The organism is Mucilaginibacter sp. OK268 (assembly GCF_900103125.1).
Classification (GTDB): domain Bacteria; phylum Bacteroidota; class Bacteroidia; order Sphingobacteriales; family Sphingobacteriaceae; genus Mucilaginibacter.
The window spans coordinates 186,107-200,122 of sequence record NZ_FNJV01000005.1 but is presented as its reverse complement, the minus strand read 5'-3'; the positions used below and the strand labels follow the sequence as shown (position 1 = coordinate 200,122).

Genomic DNA, 14,016 nt, shown 5'->3' with positions numbered 1-14,016 from the left:
TAAGCGCTTACTGAGGTTAATTAACTTTCTTCCAAACATCTTTTCCAAAAGCCAAAACCTGGGTAATGCCGCCGGAATTGTTACCAGTAAACTGGAGGGTAAAACCAGGCGCTGTTTTTGCAAAAAAGTCTAATGGGCCCGTGGCAGCAAAACCAATTTGTTTGTTGTCCCATAATTGATTTAAAACTAATCCATTACCGATAGAGGTGATTTGTATGAAAGTTCCTTCTTTTTCCGTGAACTCATACTTGCCCTCGAATTTTTTCAACTCCTGTGCAGTTAATTTTACTTCAACAGGGGCATGGTAATTATTACTTCTAACCCAAACATCTTTTCCAAAGGCTAAAACCTGTGTAATGCCGCCTGCATTGTCGCTGGTAAATTGAAGGGTAAAACCGGGATTCGTTTTTGCAAAAAAGTCTAACGGACTTTTGGCTGCAAAATCAATTTGTTCATTATCCCATAATTGTTTTAGAACAAGACCATTGCCGGCAGAGGAGATTTGTATAAAGGTTCCTTTTTGACCTTTAAGCTCGTAATAGCCCTCAAATTTTTTAAGGTCTTGTGCAATTAATTTTACTTCGACAGGGAGATGATAGTTATCGTTTTTAACCCAAACATCTTTTCCAAAAGCCAAAACCTGGGTGATGTGGCCTGCATTGTCACTGGTAAATTGGAGGGTAAATGAGACGTTTTCTTTTGTTGAAAACGTCAGCGGGCCGGTAGCGGTAAAGTCAATTTTCCTGTTATCCCATAGTTGTTTTAAAACAACGCTCTTGCCGATAGCAATAATTTGTATTAAGGCCCCATTTTTGCCTTTCAACTCGTAATAACCCTCAAATTTTTTCAGGCCTTGCGTTGTTCCGATCACATTTTTCGGTAGTACGCTTGCGTTTAAGGGATTGATAAGGAAATAACTGGCCGCAACCAGTAACAATACAAATGCATATTTGTACGCATTTGCGTTAGGTGATTTTTTTAAATTCATCATTTTAATACGGAGTTTAATTTTTGAAGAACTATATAGGTTGGTTAATTGGTATACCTGGTTGGTTTTAAGTGAGTTGTACAAAATACTAAGCTGGTAGTTTTTTTTATCAACACCGCTGTTGATCACTTCGTGATCAACAATGTATTCATGGTTGAGCTTGATGCAGCGTTTTAAGTATAGCAATAGTGGGTTGATCCATAGTATAGCATGCACCAGTTCCACAAATAATATATCTATACTATGTAATTGCCGTATGTGCACATTTTCATGCGCAATGATTTGCCGGAGTTCACTATCGGTAAAAAGTTCTTTGTTGATGACCAGGTAATTGAAGAATGAAAACGGAGCAGTTCCATCAAAAGTGCAATAGTAAATGCCATCTATAAATTGTTTATTGGTGTTTTTGATCATGATGCTAATCTTAAGCACTTTTATGATCGATCTTGCCAGCAAAACAGTACTAATTAATAAATAAGCACCAGCTAAAATTTGCATGAGCGAAGGACGTGTAAAGCCCTGGTTAACGGCAACGTAAGCATTGTTAACGGGATGAGTAACAATTTGCGAATTACCAATAGTTGTGTACAGGTCGTTTAACGGGTTGGCCGTTGTTATCTGGCGCTGGATCGGCTCGAAATGAGGAGAACTCAACTCTGGCAAAAGAGGCAAAAACATCGATAATACTAAACTGAATAGCAGGTAAAACCTATTCTGCGTAAATGACTTATCGTTTTTAAGCAGCAATAAATAAAACAGGAACAATATGGACATCACCACATTGGCCTTTAACAGGTACATAACTAATGGTTCCATGGTACTGAAATTTATTTGTTCTTATCCTCTATCATTTTAATGATCTCTTTTAGCTCATCTAAGGATACTTCATCCTCCTCGGCAAAAAACGATACCACGTTTTTCATGGAATTACCAAACAGCCCAGCTAAAAGCGGCCTCACAAATTTCCTGGTGTATTCCATCTTAGATATTACCGCTGCATATCGGTAGGTACTTCCGAAATCTTCATATTTTAAAAAGCCCTTGTCGGCCAATCGGCGCATCATGGTTGCTACTGTGTTGATGTGAGGTTTTGGGTTGGGCAGGCCGTCGCGCACTTCCTTAACAAATGCCTTTTTTAACTTCCAAACCGCCTGCATTATGGCTTCTTCTTTTTCGCTTAGTCGTTTCATAATACAAGTATAAAACTATTATTGTAATTACACAACTACAACTGTAGTTTTTGTGAAAAAATATTTAGCGTAGTTTTTGACGAAAGTGTCAGATTTTTGCAGTTTTATTTCTTGATCAATAGAAATTACAAACTTTACTATTGTACGGTTCTGCGCAACACATAAAAAGCCCCTTAAGTAATTAAGGAGCTTTTTATGTGTTAATTTAAATTGATAGATATTTACCTATTTAGCCCGCTCAACGTACTCGCCGGTACGGGTATCCACTTTTATTTTATCGCCCTGATTTACAAAGAGAGGCACTTTAATTTCTATTCCGTTTTCTGTAGTCGCTGTTTTTAGCGCGCCAGATGAGGTATCACCTTTAACGGCAGGTTCGGCGTAGGTAATCTCCAGCTCCACAAAGTTGGGTGCTACCGCCATGATCGGTTCTTCGCTTTCAAACGAAACGATTACGCTCATCCCTTCTTTCAGGAATTTCACCGCGGGTCCGAAAAGCGCTTTCGGGATATTATGCTGTTCGAAAGTAGTGTTATCCATGATCACCATGGCATCGCCATCTTCATACAGGTATTGAAAATCGTTTGTTTCTACACGGCAAATTTCAACCTGCTCGTCGGTAGCTAAGCGGGCTTCAACAATTTTTCCTGTTTTTATGTTACGAAACTTATCCAGATAGAATGCTCCGCCTTTGCCTGGTGTACGATGCAGTACTTCTGTTACGGTTACCAGTTCGCCGTTGAAGCGTAGTATATTACCTACTTTAATTTCGGATGCTTTTGCCATGAAAATATAATTAGAAAATTTAAGCCCCAAAGATAGATTAACTTTGCTAATCAACTACAATTAAAACTCAGGCATCAAGATTAAGGGTTTTAATCTTCGCTCAATTGTTGTCAATCAACATACGCAACTCTTATGGTTGAAGTTATTACAAATAGTTAAAACTTATTTTATTTAATAACAGGCAATATGATCTTCGAACTGTTATGATAAACATTAACAGTTTCTTTTACAAAGTCGGTATCCTTTGCATGGTTAATATCAACAAACTGCTGTGGGTTCCTGTCTGTTAATGGAAACCACGAACTTTGTACCTGTATCATTATTTTGTGGCCTTTTTTAAAGGTGTGTGCAACATCGGGCAGGGTGTATTTTACCCGTGTTGGTTTGCCGGGCACAAATGGCTCGGGTTTCTCAAAGCTATTACGAAATTTACCCCGCATAATTTCTGCACGTACCAGCATCTGGTAGCCTCCCATAGGATATTTAGTAACCGGGTTAACTGGTGTATCCTCAGGAAATACATCTATCAGCTTTACAACAAAATCTGCATCTGTTTTTGATAAGCTGATCATCAGGTCGGCAACCACCGGGCCGGCTAATGTTATATCATCGGTTAATATCCCTGTATCATAAACCAGCACATCTGTACGGCGGGCAGCAAAACGCTGATCATCATCCATATATTCACGGGTGCGGTAGGTATGTACTTTTTCTGCATAAGGCACAGGTTTGGCGGGATCGCTCACATAACTATCAAACGTAGGTTTTGTGCTTTTTAAAGCTTTAAATGATAATTTACCATTTGCCTGTAGATAAATGGACGTTTGTTTAATGTCAGCCAGCGGCCATTGCGAAAATTTGCGCCATTTATTTTCACCTGAGAAAAAAACATTTACCTTACTTAAGGTGTCGGCTCCTTTCCCCTTTAAATAATAATTAAAGAATGGAACTTCCATATCCTGGTAATAAAGGGAGGTATTGCTATCAAACTGTACATTTCCTAAATGAGTGCCATCCTTACTGGCCCATTGCCCGTGATACCAGGGCCCCATTATCAATTTGCTATTGGTTGCAGGGCTTTGTTTAACCAAAGCATCGTAAGTATGCCAGGCACCATAACCATCTTCGGCGTCAAAAAGGCCACCGGTAATCAACATAGCTGGTTTAACATCTTTTATTCCGCTACGGGCATCACGGGCTTTCCACCAGGCATCCAGATTGGGATGGTTCATCATATCGCTCCAAAATTTCATGGTGTCCCCACTCAGTTTAGTAAAATGGGGCATTGCACCCATCTTTAAATAATAATCGTAATTATCCTTATAGCTAATATTAACACCTTTAGTCCCTTTTGTTGACGGTGTACGGCTTGGTGCGCTAAAGCCATACCCCACATGAAAATCAAAAGCATCCATCAGCATTAATACACCATTATGATGGTCGTCATCTCCAAAAAAACGGTCGGTAACCGGTGCCTGCGGACTAACTGCTTTTAGAGCCGGATGCCCGCTTAACGCTATCATAGTGGCATAAAAGCCGGGGAACGATATACCTATCCCGCCAACGTTGCCGTTATTATTATCAATATTTTTCACAAGCCAGTCAATGGTGTCGTAACTGTCGCTTGCCTCATCAATATCTTTATTTGTTTTTTTATTGGGATTAAATGGTCTTACAACTTCAAATACACCTTCACTCATGTACTTGCCGCGAATATCCTGGTTAACCATAATATAGCCTTCACGGCAGTAGCGCATCATATAATTGCGCCAATATGCCCTATAAGCTGCTCCATAGGGCGAAACGGAATAAGGGGTTCGGGTAAGCAATATGGGGTGTTTTTCCGATTGATCTTTTGGTATATAAATAGATGTAAAAAGCTTAACGCCATCCCGCATTGGTATGGTTACTTCTTTTTTAATATAATTATTTACAAACCATACCGAATCAGCATTTTGAGCGCTTGCTGTAATTGAAAAAAAACTCAGGATCAACAAGTAAATGTTTTTCATATAGGATAATAAAAGCTTTGAGAGTAAATATATTGAATTTCAACAGCATGGGAACAAAAAAACCCAGCCAAATTGACCGGGTTTTAAACTGTTAGTGCGGAAGAAGGGACTCGAACCCCCACGCCGTGAAGCGCCAGATCCTAAGTCTGGTGCGGCTACCAATTACGCCACTTCCGCATTAGGATTTTTAACAGGTCGCAAAGATAGTGTTTAAAGCTAAATTTTAAAACAATTTTTTAGTTTTTTAGCTATCCCCCTCATTTCGTTGCCATTAATTTAATGTTAAGGCTTGCATAATAGTCCTAAAATAATCCGGTGCATATAATAAACGGCTGCCGTACCACGAAAACATTTCACCATCAACCAGGATAACTTTTGCATTGGGCAGCATCAGCTTAAATTCGTCTATATGTTTTTGCTTAAAGGGATATGGTTCTGATGATAAAAAGATCAGATCGGGATCAGTTGCTATTATTTCCTGAGAAGTTATTTCCGGGTACCGGTCTTGATTAATGGCATTAGTTAGTCCACACTTTTGCTGCATACTGTCAATAAAAGTATCACTACCGGCAACCATATAAGGCTTACGCCAGATAAAATAAGCTACTTTGAGATTTGTGACGGGTAATGCCAGGTTATTAAAGCGACTAACAATATCGTTGCATAAAGCATTGGCCTCCGTTTCACGGTTTACCAGTAACCCTACAGCTCTGATCATCTCCAGGGCGCTATCGAGGTCATGGATATCACTTATCCAAACCGGACAAATGTTTATCAACTCCTCTACCTGGCCGCGCTCATTCTCTTCTTTATTAGCAATGATCAGGTCTGGCTGCAAGGCCCTTATCTGATCAATATTCAACTGCTTGGTACCCCCTACTTTAGTTCGGGCTTTAAATTTATCCTCCGGATGAATACAAAATTTGGTAATGCCTATAACCTCGGCATCAAGTCCTAAATGAAACAATAATTCTGTCTGTGACGGTACTATAGATATGATCCTTTTAGGAACTGCCGGCAAACTGACCACACGATTGAGCTGATCGTGAAAAACAGCCATGTTAAAACGCGTTTTTCTCGCCTTTCACCACATTCCAAACGGTCAGGAAGATGATCTTCATATCCAGCAGGAACGACCAGTTTTCCAGATACCAAACATCGGCCTCAACACGCTCCAGCATGGCCTGGGTGGTTTGGGTTTCGCCCCTTAGCCCTTTGATCTGGGCCCAACCGGTAATACCAGGTTTAAGAAAGTGCCTTACCATAAAAGTATCAATCAACTGAGAGTATTGCTGCGTATGGCTGATCATGTGTGGCCTTGGCCCCACTACGGACATATTACCTAAAAGCACGTTAAAGAACTGAGGCAATTCGTCAATACTGGTTTTACGGATAAAGGCCCCGGTTTTAGTGATACGTGAGTCGCCACGTGTAGCCTGCTTTTTATCAGAATCTTTATTTACCCGCATACTGCGGAATTTGTAACATTTAAATGGCTTATTATCGCGGCCCGAGCGTTCCTGCACAAAGAATATTGGGCCCCTTGATTCCAGTTTGATCAAAATGGCCAGTATAGGGAACAACCAGCTAAAAATAAACAGAATGATGAACAGGGAAAAAGCTACATCAAATAATCGCTTAATTGACCGGTTCAGCATATTCTCTAAAGGCTCAGGCCTTACTGATATTACCGGGATATGCCCGAAACTTTGTATAAAAGTTGGTTTCTTGGCATAATCATAATACTCGGGAATAAATTTAAACCTGATGAGGTTTTTATCGGCGTCAAGCATCAGCTTTTCGATAGTTTGGGCTTCAGAATTAGGAAGAGTACAAAATATCTCATCAACCTTATTATTGAGCACCCAGCTAATGCAATCCTCGGTTCCGCCTAAATAAAGGCGTTTATCCATAATATGCTCGGTACCGTCATCAAAAAAACCAACCAGGCTATAGCCACGTTCGGGGTTTAGTTTAAAAAAACTATACAGATCTGACCCTATTCTGCCCCCGCCGATAATAATTACAGCCCTTGTATCAATCAATGAAGCGCGATCACTTTTACGTATGGTGAGGAACACCAGTTTCCATAGCCCCAACAAAAAGCCAAACAATGCCAGTGAATAAAACAAATACTCGCGGGTTATAAAATAGGCCTTTGTCCCTATCAATATAATGATGGTGAAACAAATAAAGCTTACAAACAAGAGATAGGTTTTAATTACACCCCGATAAGTTTTTATGGAGTCTTTGTTTAAAACATGTTCGTATAAGCCAGTGATGTTAGCAGATAGTAACCAGATTAAATTAAACACCAATACAATAGGCAGATATTTCCTGTTACTTATCCAAAAAATATACGATCTGTCTTCGATGAAGTAAGAAATCACCATGCTTATATTAAGTATAATATAGTCAATGGTAAGGTTCACTGCTTTAATAAAAGTAGCGTATCTGTGAATCATTTATTAGAGCTTATTATAGTAGAAAACACACGCTAAAATTAGCATAATTTATTTATATAGCAACCTGAAGGTTGAATGTTAAACGGGTAATAAAGCTGTAAAGTTGCTGCCCGCAAAATTATAAATTAAGAAAATCCATACAAAACCAAATATAAAACAATTAACCAAAAACAAAAGACATTGCAATACTATAAACAGTTTTTTTATCGACGAAGCTAGAATTATAAGCGTCCGTTTACAAGATCTTTTTCTAAAATTCCTTTGATATCGTATATAATTGATAAATCGTTTTTCTTTAACAAGCTATAATTCAGTTTAAGAAACTCCCGGTGCCCTACCGCAATAACTATAGCATCGTAATTTCCGCGTAATTTATCTACATCCTTTACCGTATCTACGCCATACTCCTGTTTAACTTCAACCGGGTCGGCCCAGGGATCATATATTTCACAATGAGCCTCAAAACCGCTTAAAACTTTCACAATATCAATAACACGGGTATTGCGGACGTCAGGGCAATTTTCTTTAAAAGTAAAACCTAATACCAATATATTGGAGTGCTTAACTGATATGTCATTTTTTATCATCAATTTTATTACTTCAAGGGCTACATAATTGCCCATACCATCATTAAGCCTGCGTCCTGCCAATATGATCTCGGGATGATAACCTACCTCCTGCGCCTTTTGCGCCAGGTAATAAGGATCAACCCCGGTACAATGCCCGCCAACCAGCCCTGGTTTAAAATTCAGGAAATTCCATTTGGTACCGGCAGCCTCTAAAACAGCATGGGTATCAATATTCATCATGTTGAATATCTTGGCCAGCTCATTTACAAAGGCAATATTGATATCCCGTTGCGAATTTTCGATAACCTTGCAAGCTTCGGCCACTTTTATACTGGGGGCTTTGTGCGTTCCTGCTGTTATGATGGAACGGTAAAGCCCATCAATAAAGTCAGCGGCCTCGGTTGTTGAGCCTGAGGTTACTTTTAAGATATTGGTAAGTGTGTGTACTTTGTCCCCCGGATTTATACGTTCCGGTGAATATCCTGCAAAAAAATCGTTGTTAAATTTCAGTCCGGATGTTTGCTCCAATACCGGAATACAAACATCTTCTGTAGCGCCGGGATACACGGTTGATTCATATATCACTACATCGCTGGCTTTAAGTATGCTACCTACACTTTTGCTGGCTTTAATCAGCAAGCTCAGATCCGGGCGGTTATACTGATCTGTCGGAGTTGGTACGGCGATGATATAAATATTACATGAGGCAATATCCTGAACAGAAGATGTAAATATTAGGCCTGTACCCGCCCCTGCATCTGTTGTTAATACTGATAATAATACAGCAGAATCGGTCTCAAGGGTACGATCAAAGGCTTGATTCAACTCATCAACACGACTTTGCTTAATATCAAAGCCTTTTACAGGATATTTTTTGGCAAACTCTACGGCTAAGGGCAAACCAACGTACCCTAATCCGATAATGGCAATATGAGTACTGGCTGGTGGTACAAATTTTTCAGAGAATTGATTTGACGATTGATCAATCATTTTTTATAGCTGTAGATCGTAAATATAATTTATTTTTTATGATGCTTAATCCGCCCTACTGGTTATAGATCTGGTAAACACCCTGAATAGTTTTGTCTGAAGAAGAGCCCACCAGCAAAGTGGTGATCTTTTTTTCGATCATTAATTGTTCGGCCCGGCTCACAAATTCCTCACCATCAATAATAATGGGGTTTGAGGTCATGATCTCGGCGACGGTTAATGTCGAAGTATCCGGATGTTGTAATAATGCCCTGCGCAAATCACCATCGGTAACTATCCCTTTAATATAGGTGGCATCCCCTACCATCACCATCCCCAATCGCCCTGCAGACATGCTGAGCAATAACTCCATAAAAGGGGCATTCTCATTTATAAAAGGCAGCTTATCTGTACGCATCAGGTCCTTTACCTTAACCAGTAACTTACGTCCCAGGCTTCCGCCGGGATGGAAACGGGCAAAGTCATGTTGCTGAAAGCCACGGGATTCCATCAGGGCTATGGCCAGAGCATCGCCCATAACCAGAGCGGCTGTAGTTGATGAAGTAGGCGCCAGTTCAAGCGGACAAGCTTCTCTTGAAATTTTTATGTTCAAATGGTGGTGACTGTTTTTAGCCACTGTTGAATTCGGATTACCTGTAACTCCAATAACGAGGTTCTTGTTCCAGGTTAAAAACGGGATGATCCTAAGCACCTCATCTGTCTCTCCCGAATAGGATATCAGCATCACCATATCATTAGAACTTACCATACCCAGATCGCCATGAAAAGCTTCACCCGGGTGCAGAAAAAAGCTCGGTGTACCCGTGCTGGCCAGTGTAGCAGCTATTTTTTTACCAATAAGGCCTGATTTGCCTATCCCAATCACCACCAGTTTGCCCGTAGATTTTAGTATAACATTAACTACTTTAGTAAACTCATCATCAATTAAGCCAGCCACATGTTGTAACGACTCGATCTCAATATCAAAAACCCTTTTGGCAATATCTTTCATTACGTTTTACGTGGTACGTGATACGTTTTATGTTTATAATTTAACCAGTTTAGGTGCCGCTTAAAACGTCCAACCTAAAAACTCATCATCAGGACAATAGCGGCGCTAATACTTTATCCAGGTCATGGAGCTTAACCATATTTGGGCCATCACTTAATGCATTGTCCGGATCGGGGTGTATCTCCATAAAATAACCATCAGCGCCAAAAGCTTTAGCGGCCAGTGCCATCATAGGCACAAAGGTACGGTCACCACCGGTTTTGCCCCCTGCCCCGCCCGGACGTTGCACCGAGTGGGTACAATCCATACAAACCGGGTGCCCGAAAGCCTTCATATCATAAATGTTCCTGAAATCAACAGCCAGGTTATTATACCCGTACATATTACCGCGTTCGGTCAATATCACCTGATTATTGCCTGCTTCTATAACCTTTTGTGCCGGATAAAACATATCCTGCCCCGACAAAAACTGGGCTTTTTTTACGTTCACTATTTTACCTGTTTGAGCAGCCGCTACCAGCAGATCGGTTTGACGGCATAAAAAGGCCGGGATCTGTAATATATCAACCACCTGGGCGGCGATAGCAGCCTGGCCAGGTTCGTGAATATCGGTAGTTACAGGTAAGCCAAAACGATCTTTTACATTTTGCAGCATTTCCATGCCTTTTTCAATACCCGGGCCGCGATAGGAATGAATAGACGTACGGTTGGCTTTATCAAACGATGATTTAAATATTACCGGAACTTGATAACGCTCACCAGCCTCAGCCACTTTCTCGGCTACCTGGTATAACAGCTCCTGGTTTTCCATTACACAGGGTCCTAATATAAAGAACGGCTTTTGCCGCATTTGTTCAAACAACATGATGTGGTATTTTATAGTATAAGAGGCAAAGATAGTGATAAGCACGAATTAAAAAACAGACACTGATTTCACCGGTCAAAACAATTGGTAATAATTCAAGTCATTTGATAATATTCATGTAATAGTGCTTACTAAATTCGTGTTAATTCAATAACATTCTTGAAATTCGTGCTATGAATTATTTTGAATTTTACGGTGTACCTGAATCTTTTGATATTGACGCGGTCCTGCTGAAAAAGAAATTCTATGGGCTAAGCAAGCAATATCACCCTGATTTTTATGCGGGCGAAGACGAGGCGAAGCAACAGGAAATACTGGAATTATCTACGCTAAATAATAAAGCTTACCAAGTACTTTCTGATCCCGCGCGCAGGATGGAATACATTTTAAAGCTGCATGACCTGGTATCTGAGGGGGCAAAACCACAACTTCCGGCAGATTTTTTAATGGAAATGATGGATATTAATGAACGCCTGATGGAAGTTGATGATGCAGAACAACTGGCTGCAGTTACTACAGAAGTACTTGCTATTGAGGGAGATATTAATGACAAACTCGCCAACTTGACCGCCGGTTATGCGCATTTAGATCATACCGCCCAGGAAAGCAGGCGTAATGAAATAGCAGAAATTTACTATAGACAAAAATATCTGTTGCGAATTAAAGAGAGTTTAGATACATTTGCAGCCCGCTTGTAAGAAATACCACTTACAATAGAGCATGCCCAGCTGGCGGAATTGGTAGACGCGCTGGTCTCAAACACCTGTGGGAAACCGTGCCGGTTCGACTCCGGCGCTGGGTACAAAGCCTTCCTGAGAAATCAGGAGGGCTTTGTTGTTTTAGACTTATTGCGTAGTCATTAAGACTAAGGTCATAGTTTATCCGAAGTCAGAGACTTCGGATAAACTATGACCTTTCTTTTCCAATATGTACCCGTATAAAGTTTTTACTTACCTCGTGCAATATCGTATTCATATTGCGCTTGTTGGTCTAATTGATCCTCAAGCCATTCATCAAAGTCCTCGATGAGTTCGGGTGCCAGTTTCAGAGCTTCGCCAAGTTCAGTGACATTCTTAACATTGATTGGCTTTAATCCTTCTGTCAAACTCACATGAACTTCTTTTGTCTGCTTGTCAATGAGGTCATCAGGGTTATTAGACACGTAAATCAAATCATGCGCAAAAGGAAAAGCATCTTCGGTTGCCTCGCAAATATTCCGAAATATCAACGCATCGTTAAAATTATTCTTATTGTTTTGAAATGGTGGTTCCTTTTTCATAGCCAAGTTAGCAATAAACAACTTTTGAGCTTCGGTTACTTCAATCAGCTTACAATTACGCATAAATTGCTCAACTTCCTCAACTCTTTCCGTCGCCATTTGGATACGTTTTGCCTCATCTTTATAGTTAGCAATACTTTCTTCAAATTTATTTTTGGCATCCCCAGTTAGAAATTTAGCAAGATTTTTTGCTGACTGATACTCAGTTTTAATGCTGTCTGCCAGATTGGAGATTGTTTTTGCTTTGTTTCTTTCCCACTCCAGCAATATTATATCATTGACCAAAACGGTGTATCCCTCTTTTTCCTTTTCTTCTTTAAGTTTTGTCCAAAGCTCATGAAAAATCTCTTTGGTCAAATAAATCCAAATATTGGTGTCCAGAACTAAGGTGATCATATTGCTGTTAAGATTAATTGAAAATTACTTAATTTACTAAGTTATACCGGAAGCACTTACTACTCCTAAGCGATCTTTTGATAATCAAAAACAGCAGTCCAGCTACTTCATTCGTTGACTCGTTAGTAGATTACTGCTTTAAACAGTTCGGGCTTCGTTTTCTATGTCCGCACTTATATAAAGTAAATCGAGTCCTTATCAAACTTTGATGTAATGCTTTGTGCTTCTGCTGGATGTTTCATTGGTTCTAACAGCTTTTTCCAAAAATCATCGTCAAATCCACCGCTTAGATAAACGTATTTAAATACCGCGATTAAAGTAAATCGTTCAATATTATTTTCGTTTGCAGTTCTAACGCTGAAGTAATCTTCATATTCATAGAAAGTGTACAAGCGTTTATCCAACCATTCACTGTCAGCGTATTTGGTAATTTGATCAATCTGTTCTTTAGAGATTTTAAAGAACTCACTCAAATCACCACTTAAATCACTTTCGTGCATAATTGGATAAACTTCATCATACCAAGCATAAGCGTAAGCGTCTGGAATATAATCAGAGGTTTGAGGATTAACTTTTGTTTGTAATATTTGAAACCTTTGCAGGTTGTAAATGGTTCTGTTATTGTTTGACATGGTTAAGGTTATTTTGATCTATTAATATTACAAATATAGTTTAAAGGATATAATTTGTTTATTTCCCGGGGGATTTAAATCTGGTCTTTCTATTCATTCTCTCTTCAAGTGTGATTTCGGCTTTTAATTAATCAAAGTTCTGAATGCTGGATACATCGTCAAGGCCTGGGTCCTGCAGGTTTCCGGCAAAAAATATTCCTCTCATCTCCTTCATAACGGGCATTCGGCATATTGTTCAATTAAAAACGGGATCAGCCTGTGGTCGATGTTATCACCACATCCGTGCAATATAAAAATAAGGAACAACCATAGTTTTTATTTCTACGCTATTGTTTTACCTTTAATAAACTATCACAATATATCGATGAACTTTTCTATTACTTCATGCTTAAATCAACGGGAATACATCAAAGTAATGTTTATTGGTCTTTATAAAAAACCGGGATTTATTATTAGTACCATTGCAGGGCTTTATCTTTTCATAACAGCATTATTAAATTATTTTAATGTGATAGATCTTTATGTATACTCTCCGTTCGCTGACGGGATTTTGGGATTATTTTTGTTATTAGCTCCATCACTGATTGTTTTATTATCCATCAACCAAATTAAATCAAATCCCAACCTGCTAAATGACATAACCTACACTTTTACTGACACTGGAATGGCGGTTAAAGGAACGACATTTAAAAGTGAATTTTCATGGGAGCATATCATAAAACAAAAAGAAATACGCCAGTTTTTGATTCTCTACCACACTAAAAAGTTTGGGAATTTTATCGATAAGTCGGAGCTAACAGCAGACCAATTAAGTTTTATTAAGTCAAAAATCATAAAAAAATAATTCTGAAAA

At 39.3% G+C, this 14,016-nt stretch carries 13 protein-coding genes and 2 tRNA genes; 3 read left to right on the top strand and 12 right to left on the bottom strand.

Annotated features, from left to right (window positions below):
- Positions 1 to 16: 16 nt before the first annotated feature.
- From BLR84_RS17345 to kdsA, 10 genes are all read right to left on the bottom strand, one after another.
- Positions 17 to 1,804: a M56 family metallopeptidase gene (locus BLR84_RS17345; RefSeq protein WP_090470648.1), complete on the bottom strand. Its 1,788-nt coding sequence runs from the start codon at positions 1,802 to 1,804 to the stop codon at positions 17 to 19.
- Positions 1,805 to 1,815: 11 nt separating this feature from the next.
- A complete protein-coding gene (locus tag BLR84_RS17340; protein ID WP_090470646.1) occupies positions 1,816 to 2,178 on the bottom strand; it encodes a BlaI/MecI/CopY family transcriptional regulator in 363 nt (120 codons plus the stop codon).
- Positions 2,179 to 2,403: 225 nt separating this feature from the next.
- Entirely contained in the window at positions 2,404 to 2,964 is a 561-nt protein-coding gene (efp, locus tag BLR84_RS17335) for an elongation factor P (RefSeq protein ID WP_090470644.1), read from the bottom strand.
- A gap of 167 nt (positions 2,965 to 3,131) precedes the next feature.
- A complete protein-coding gene (locus tag BLR84_RS17330) occupies positions 3,132 to 4,976 on the bottom strand; it encodes a CocE/NonD family hydrolase (RefSeq protein ID WP_090470643.1) in 1,845 nt (614 codons plus the stop codon).
- A 95-nt stretch (positions 4,977 to 5,071) separates the two neighbouring features.
- Positions 5,072 to 5,153 (bottom strand) — tRNA-Leu (locus BLR84_RS17325).
- A gap of 94 nt (positions 5,154 to 5,247) precedes the next feature.
- The gene (locus tag BLR84_RS17320) at positions 5,248 to 6,036 is read right to left on the bottom strand and encodes an ABC transporter substrate-binding protein (RefSeq protein ID WP_090470641.1); all 789 of its coding nucleotides are present in this window, start codon (positions 6,034 to 6,036) and stop codon (positions 5,248 to 5,250) included.
- A gap of 1 nt (position 6,037) precedes the next feature.
- A complete protein-coding gene (locus BLR84_RS17315; protein WP_090470639.1) occupies positions 6,038 to 7,441 on the bottom strand; it encodes an undecaprenyl-phosphate glucose phosphotransferase in 1,404 nt (467 codons plus the stop codon).
- Between the two features lie 221 nt (positions 7,442 to 7,662).
- Complete coding sequence (locus BLR84_RS17310) at positions 7,663 to 9,000, bottom strand: nucleotide sugar dehydrogenase (RefSeq protein ID WP_090470637.1); 1,338 nt, start codon at positions 8,998 to 9,000, stop codon at positions 7,663 to 7,665.
- Positions 9,001 to 9,055: 55 nt separating this feature from the next.
- Positions 9,056 to 9,991 (bottom strand): KpsF/GutQ family sugar-phosphate isomerase, encoded by a 936-nt coding sequence (locus BLR84_RS17305; protein ID WP_090470635.1) that lies wholly within the window; start codon positions 9,989 to 9,991, stop codon positions 9,056 to 9,058.
- Between the two features lie 88 nt (positions 9,992 to 10,079).
- Entirely contained in the window at positions 10,080 to 10,856 is a 777-nt protein-coding gene (gene kdsA / locus BLR84_RS17300; protein WP_090470634.1) for a 3-deoxy-8-phosphooctulonate synthase, read from the bottom strand.
- A gap of 173 nt (positions 10,857 to 11,029) precedes the next feature.
- Here kdsA and hscB point away from each other — a divergent pair, with 173 nt between their 5' ends.
- Both hscB and BLR84_RS17290 read left to right on the top strand, forming a co-directional pair.
- A complete protein-coding gene (hscB, locus tag BLR84_RS17295) occupies positions 11,030 to 11,554 on the top strand; it encodes a Fe-S protein assembly co-chaperone HscB (RefSeq protein WP_090470632.1) in 525 nt (174 codons plus the stop codon).
- Between the two features lie 24 nt (positions 11,555 to 11,578).
- Positions 11,579 to 11,658, top strand: a tRNA-Leu gene (locus BLR84_RS17290).
- Positions 11,659 to 11,802: 144 nt separating this feature from the next.
- Here BLR84_RS17290 and BLR84_RS17285 read toward each other — a convergent pair.
- Both BLR84_RS17285 and BLR84_RS17280 read right to left on the bottom strand, forming a co-directional pair.
- On the bottom strand, positions 11,803 to 12,531 hold the full coding sequence (locus BLR84_RS17285; protein ID WP_090470629.1) for a PIN domain-containing protein: 729 nt from the start codon (positions 12,529 to 12,531) through the stop codon (positions 11,803 to 11,805).
- Between the two features lie 173 nt (positions 12,532 to 12,704).
- Entirely contained in the window at positions 12,705 to 13,163 is a 459-nt protein-coding gene (locus BLR84_RS17280; protein ID WP_090470628.1) for a hypothetical protein, read from the bottom strand.
- 364 nt (positions 13,164 to 13,527) lie between these two features.
- Here BLR84_RS17280 and BLR84_RS17275 point away from each other — a divergent pair, with 364 nt between their 5' ends.
- Positions 13,528 to 14,007, top strand: a complete 480-nt coding sequence (locus BLR84_RS17275; RefSeq protein ID WP_090470624.1) for a YcxB family protein — start codon at positions 13,528 to 13,530, stop codon at positions 14,005 to 14,007.
- Positions 14,008 to 14,016 lie beyond the last annotated feature (9 nt).

What these genes read in the sequence shown, in the direction of transcription:
- BLR84_RS17340 (WP_090470646.1), bottom strand. Translation starts at nt 2,178, where the DNA reads ATGAAACGACTAAGCGAAAAAGAAGAAGCCATAATGCAGGCGGTTTGG.
- BLR84_RS17330 (WP_090470643.1), bottom strand. Translation starts at nt 4,976, where the DNA reads ATGAAAAACATTTACTTGTTGATCCTGAGTTTTTTTTCAATTACAGCA.
- BLR84_RS17320 (WP_090470641.1), bottom strand. Translation starts at nt 6,036, where the DNA reads ATGGCTGTTTTTCACGATCAGCTCAATCGTGTGGTCAGTTTGCCGGCA.
- BLR84_RS17280 (WP_090470628.1), bottom strand. Translation starts at nt 13,163, where the DNA reads ATGTCAAACAATAACAGAACCATTTACAACCTGCAAAGGTTTCAAATA.
- hscB (WP_090470632.1), top strand. Translation starts at nt 11,030, where the DNA reads ATGAATTATTTTGAATTTTACGGTGTACCTGAATCTTTTGATATTGAC.
- BLR84_RS17285 (WP_090470629.1), bottom strand. Translation starts at nt 12,531, where the DNA reads ATGATCACCTTAGTTCTGGACACCAATATTTGGATTTATTTGACCAAA.
- efp (WP_090470644.1), bottom strand. Translation starts at nt 2,964, where the DNA reads ATGGCAAAAGCATCCGAAATTAAAGTAGGTAATATACTACGCTTCAAC.
- BLR84_RS17305 (WP_090470635.1), bottom strand. Translation starts at nt 9,991, where the DNA reads ATGAAAGATATTGCCAAAAGGGTTTTTGATATTGAGATCGAGTCGTTA.
- BLR84_RS17310 (WP_090470637.1), bottom strand. Translation starts at nt 9,000, where the DNA reads ATGATTGATCAATCGTCAAATCAATTCTCTGAAAAATTTGTACCACCA.
- kdsA (WP_090470634.1), bottom strand. Translation starts at nt 10,856, where the DNA reads ATGTTGTTTGAACAAATGCGGCAAAAGCCGTTCTTTATATTAGGACCC.
- BLR84_RS17345 (WP_090470648.1), bottom strand. Translation starts at nt 1,804, where the DNA reads ATGGAACCATTAGTTATGTACCTGTTAAAGGCCAATGTGGTGATGTCC.
- BLR84_RS17315 (WP_090470639.1), bottom strand. Translation starts at nt 7,441, where the DNA reads ATGATTCACAGATACGCTACTTTTATTAAAGCAGTGAACCTTACCATT.
- BLR84_RS17275 (WP_090470624.1), top strand. Translation starts at nt 13,528, where the DNA reads ATGAACTTTTCTATTACTTCATGCTTAAATCAACGGGAATACATCAAA.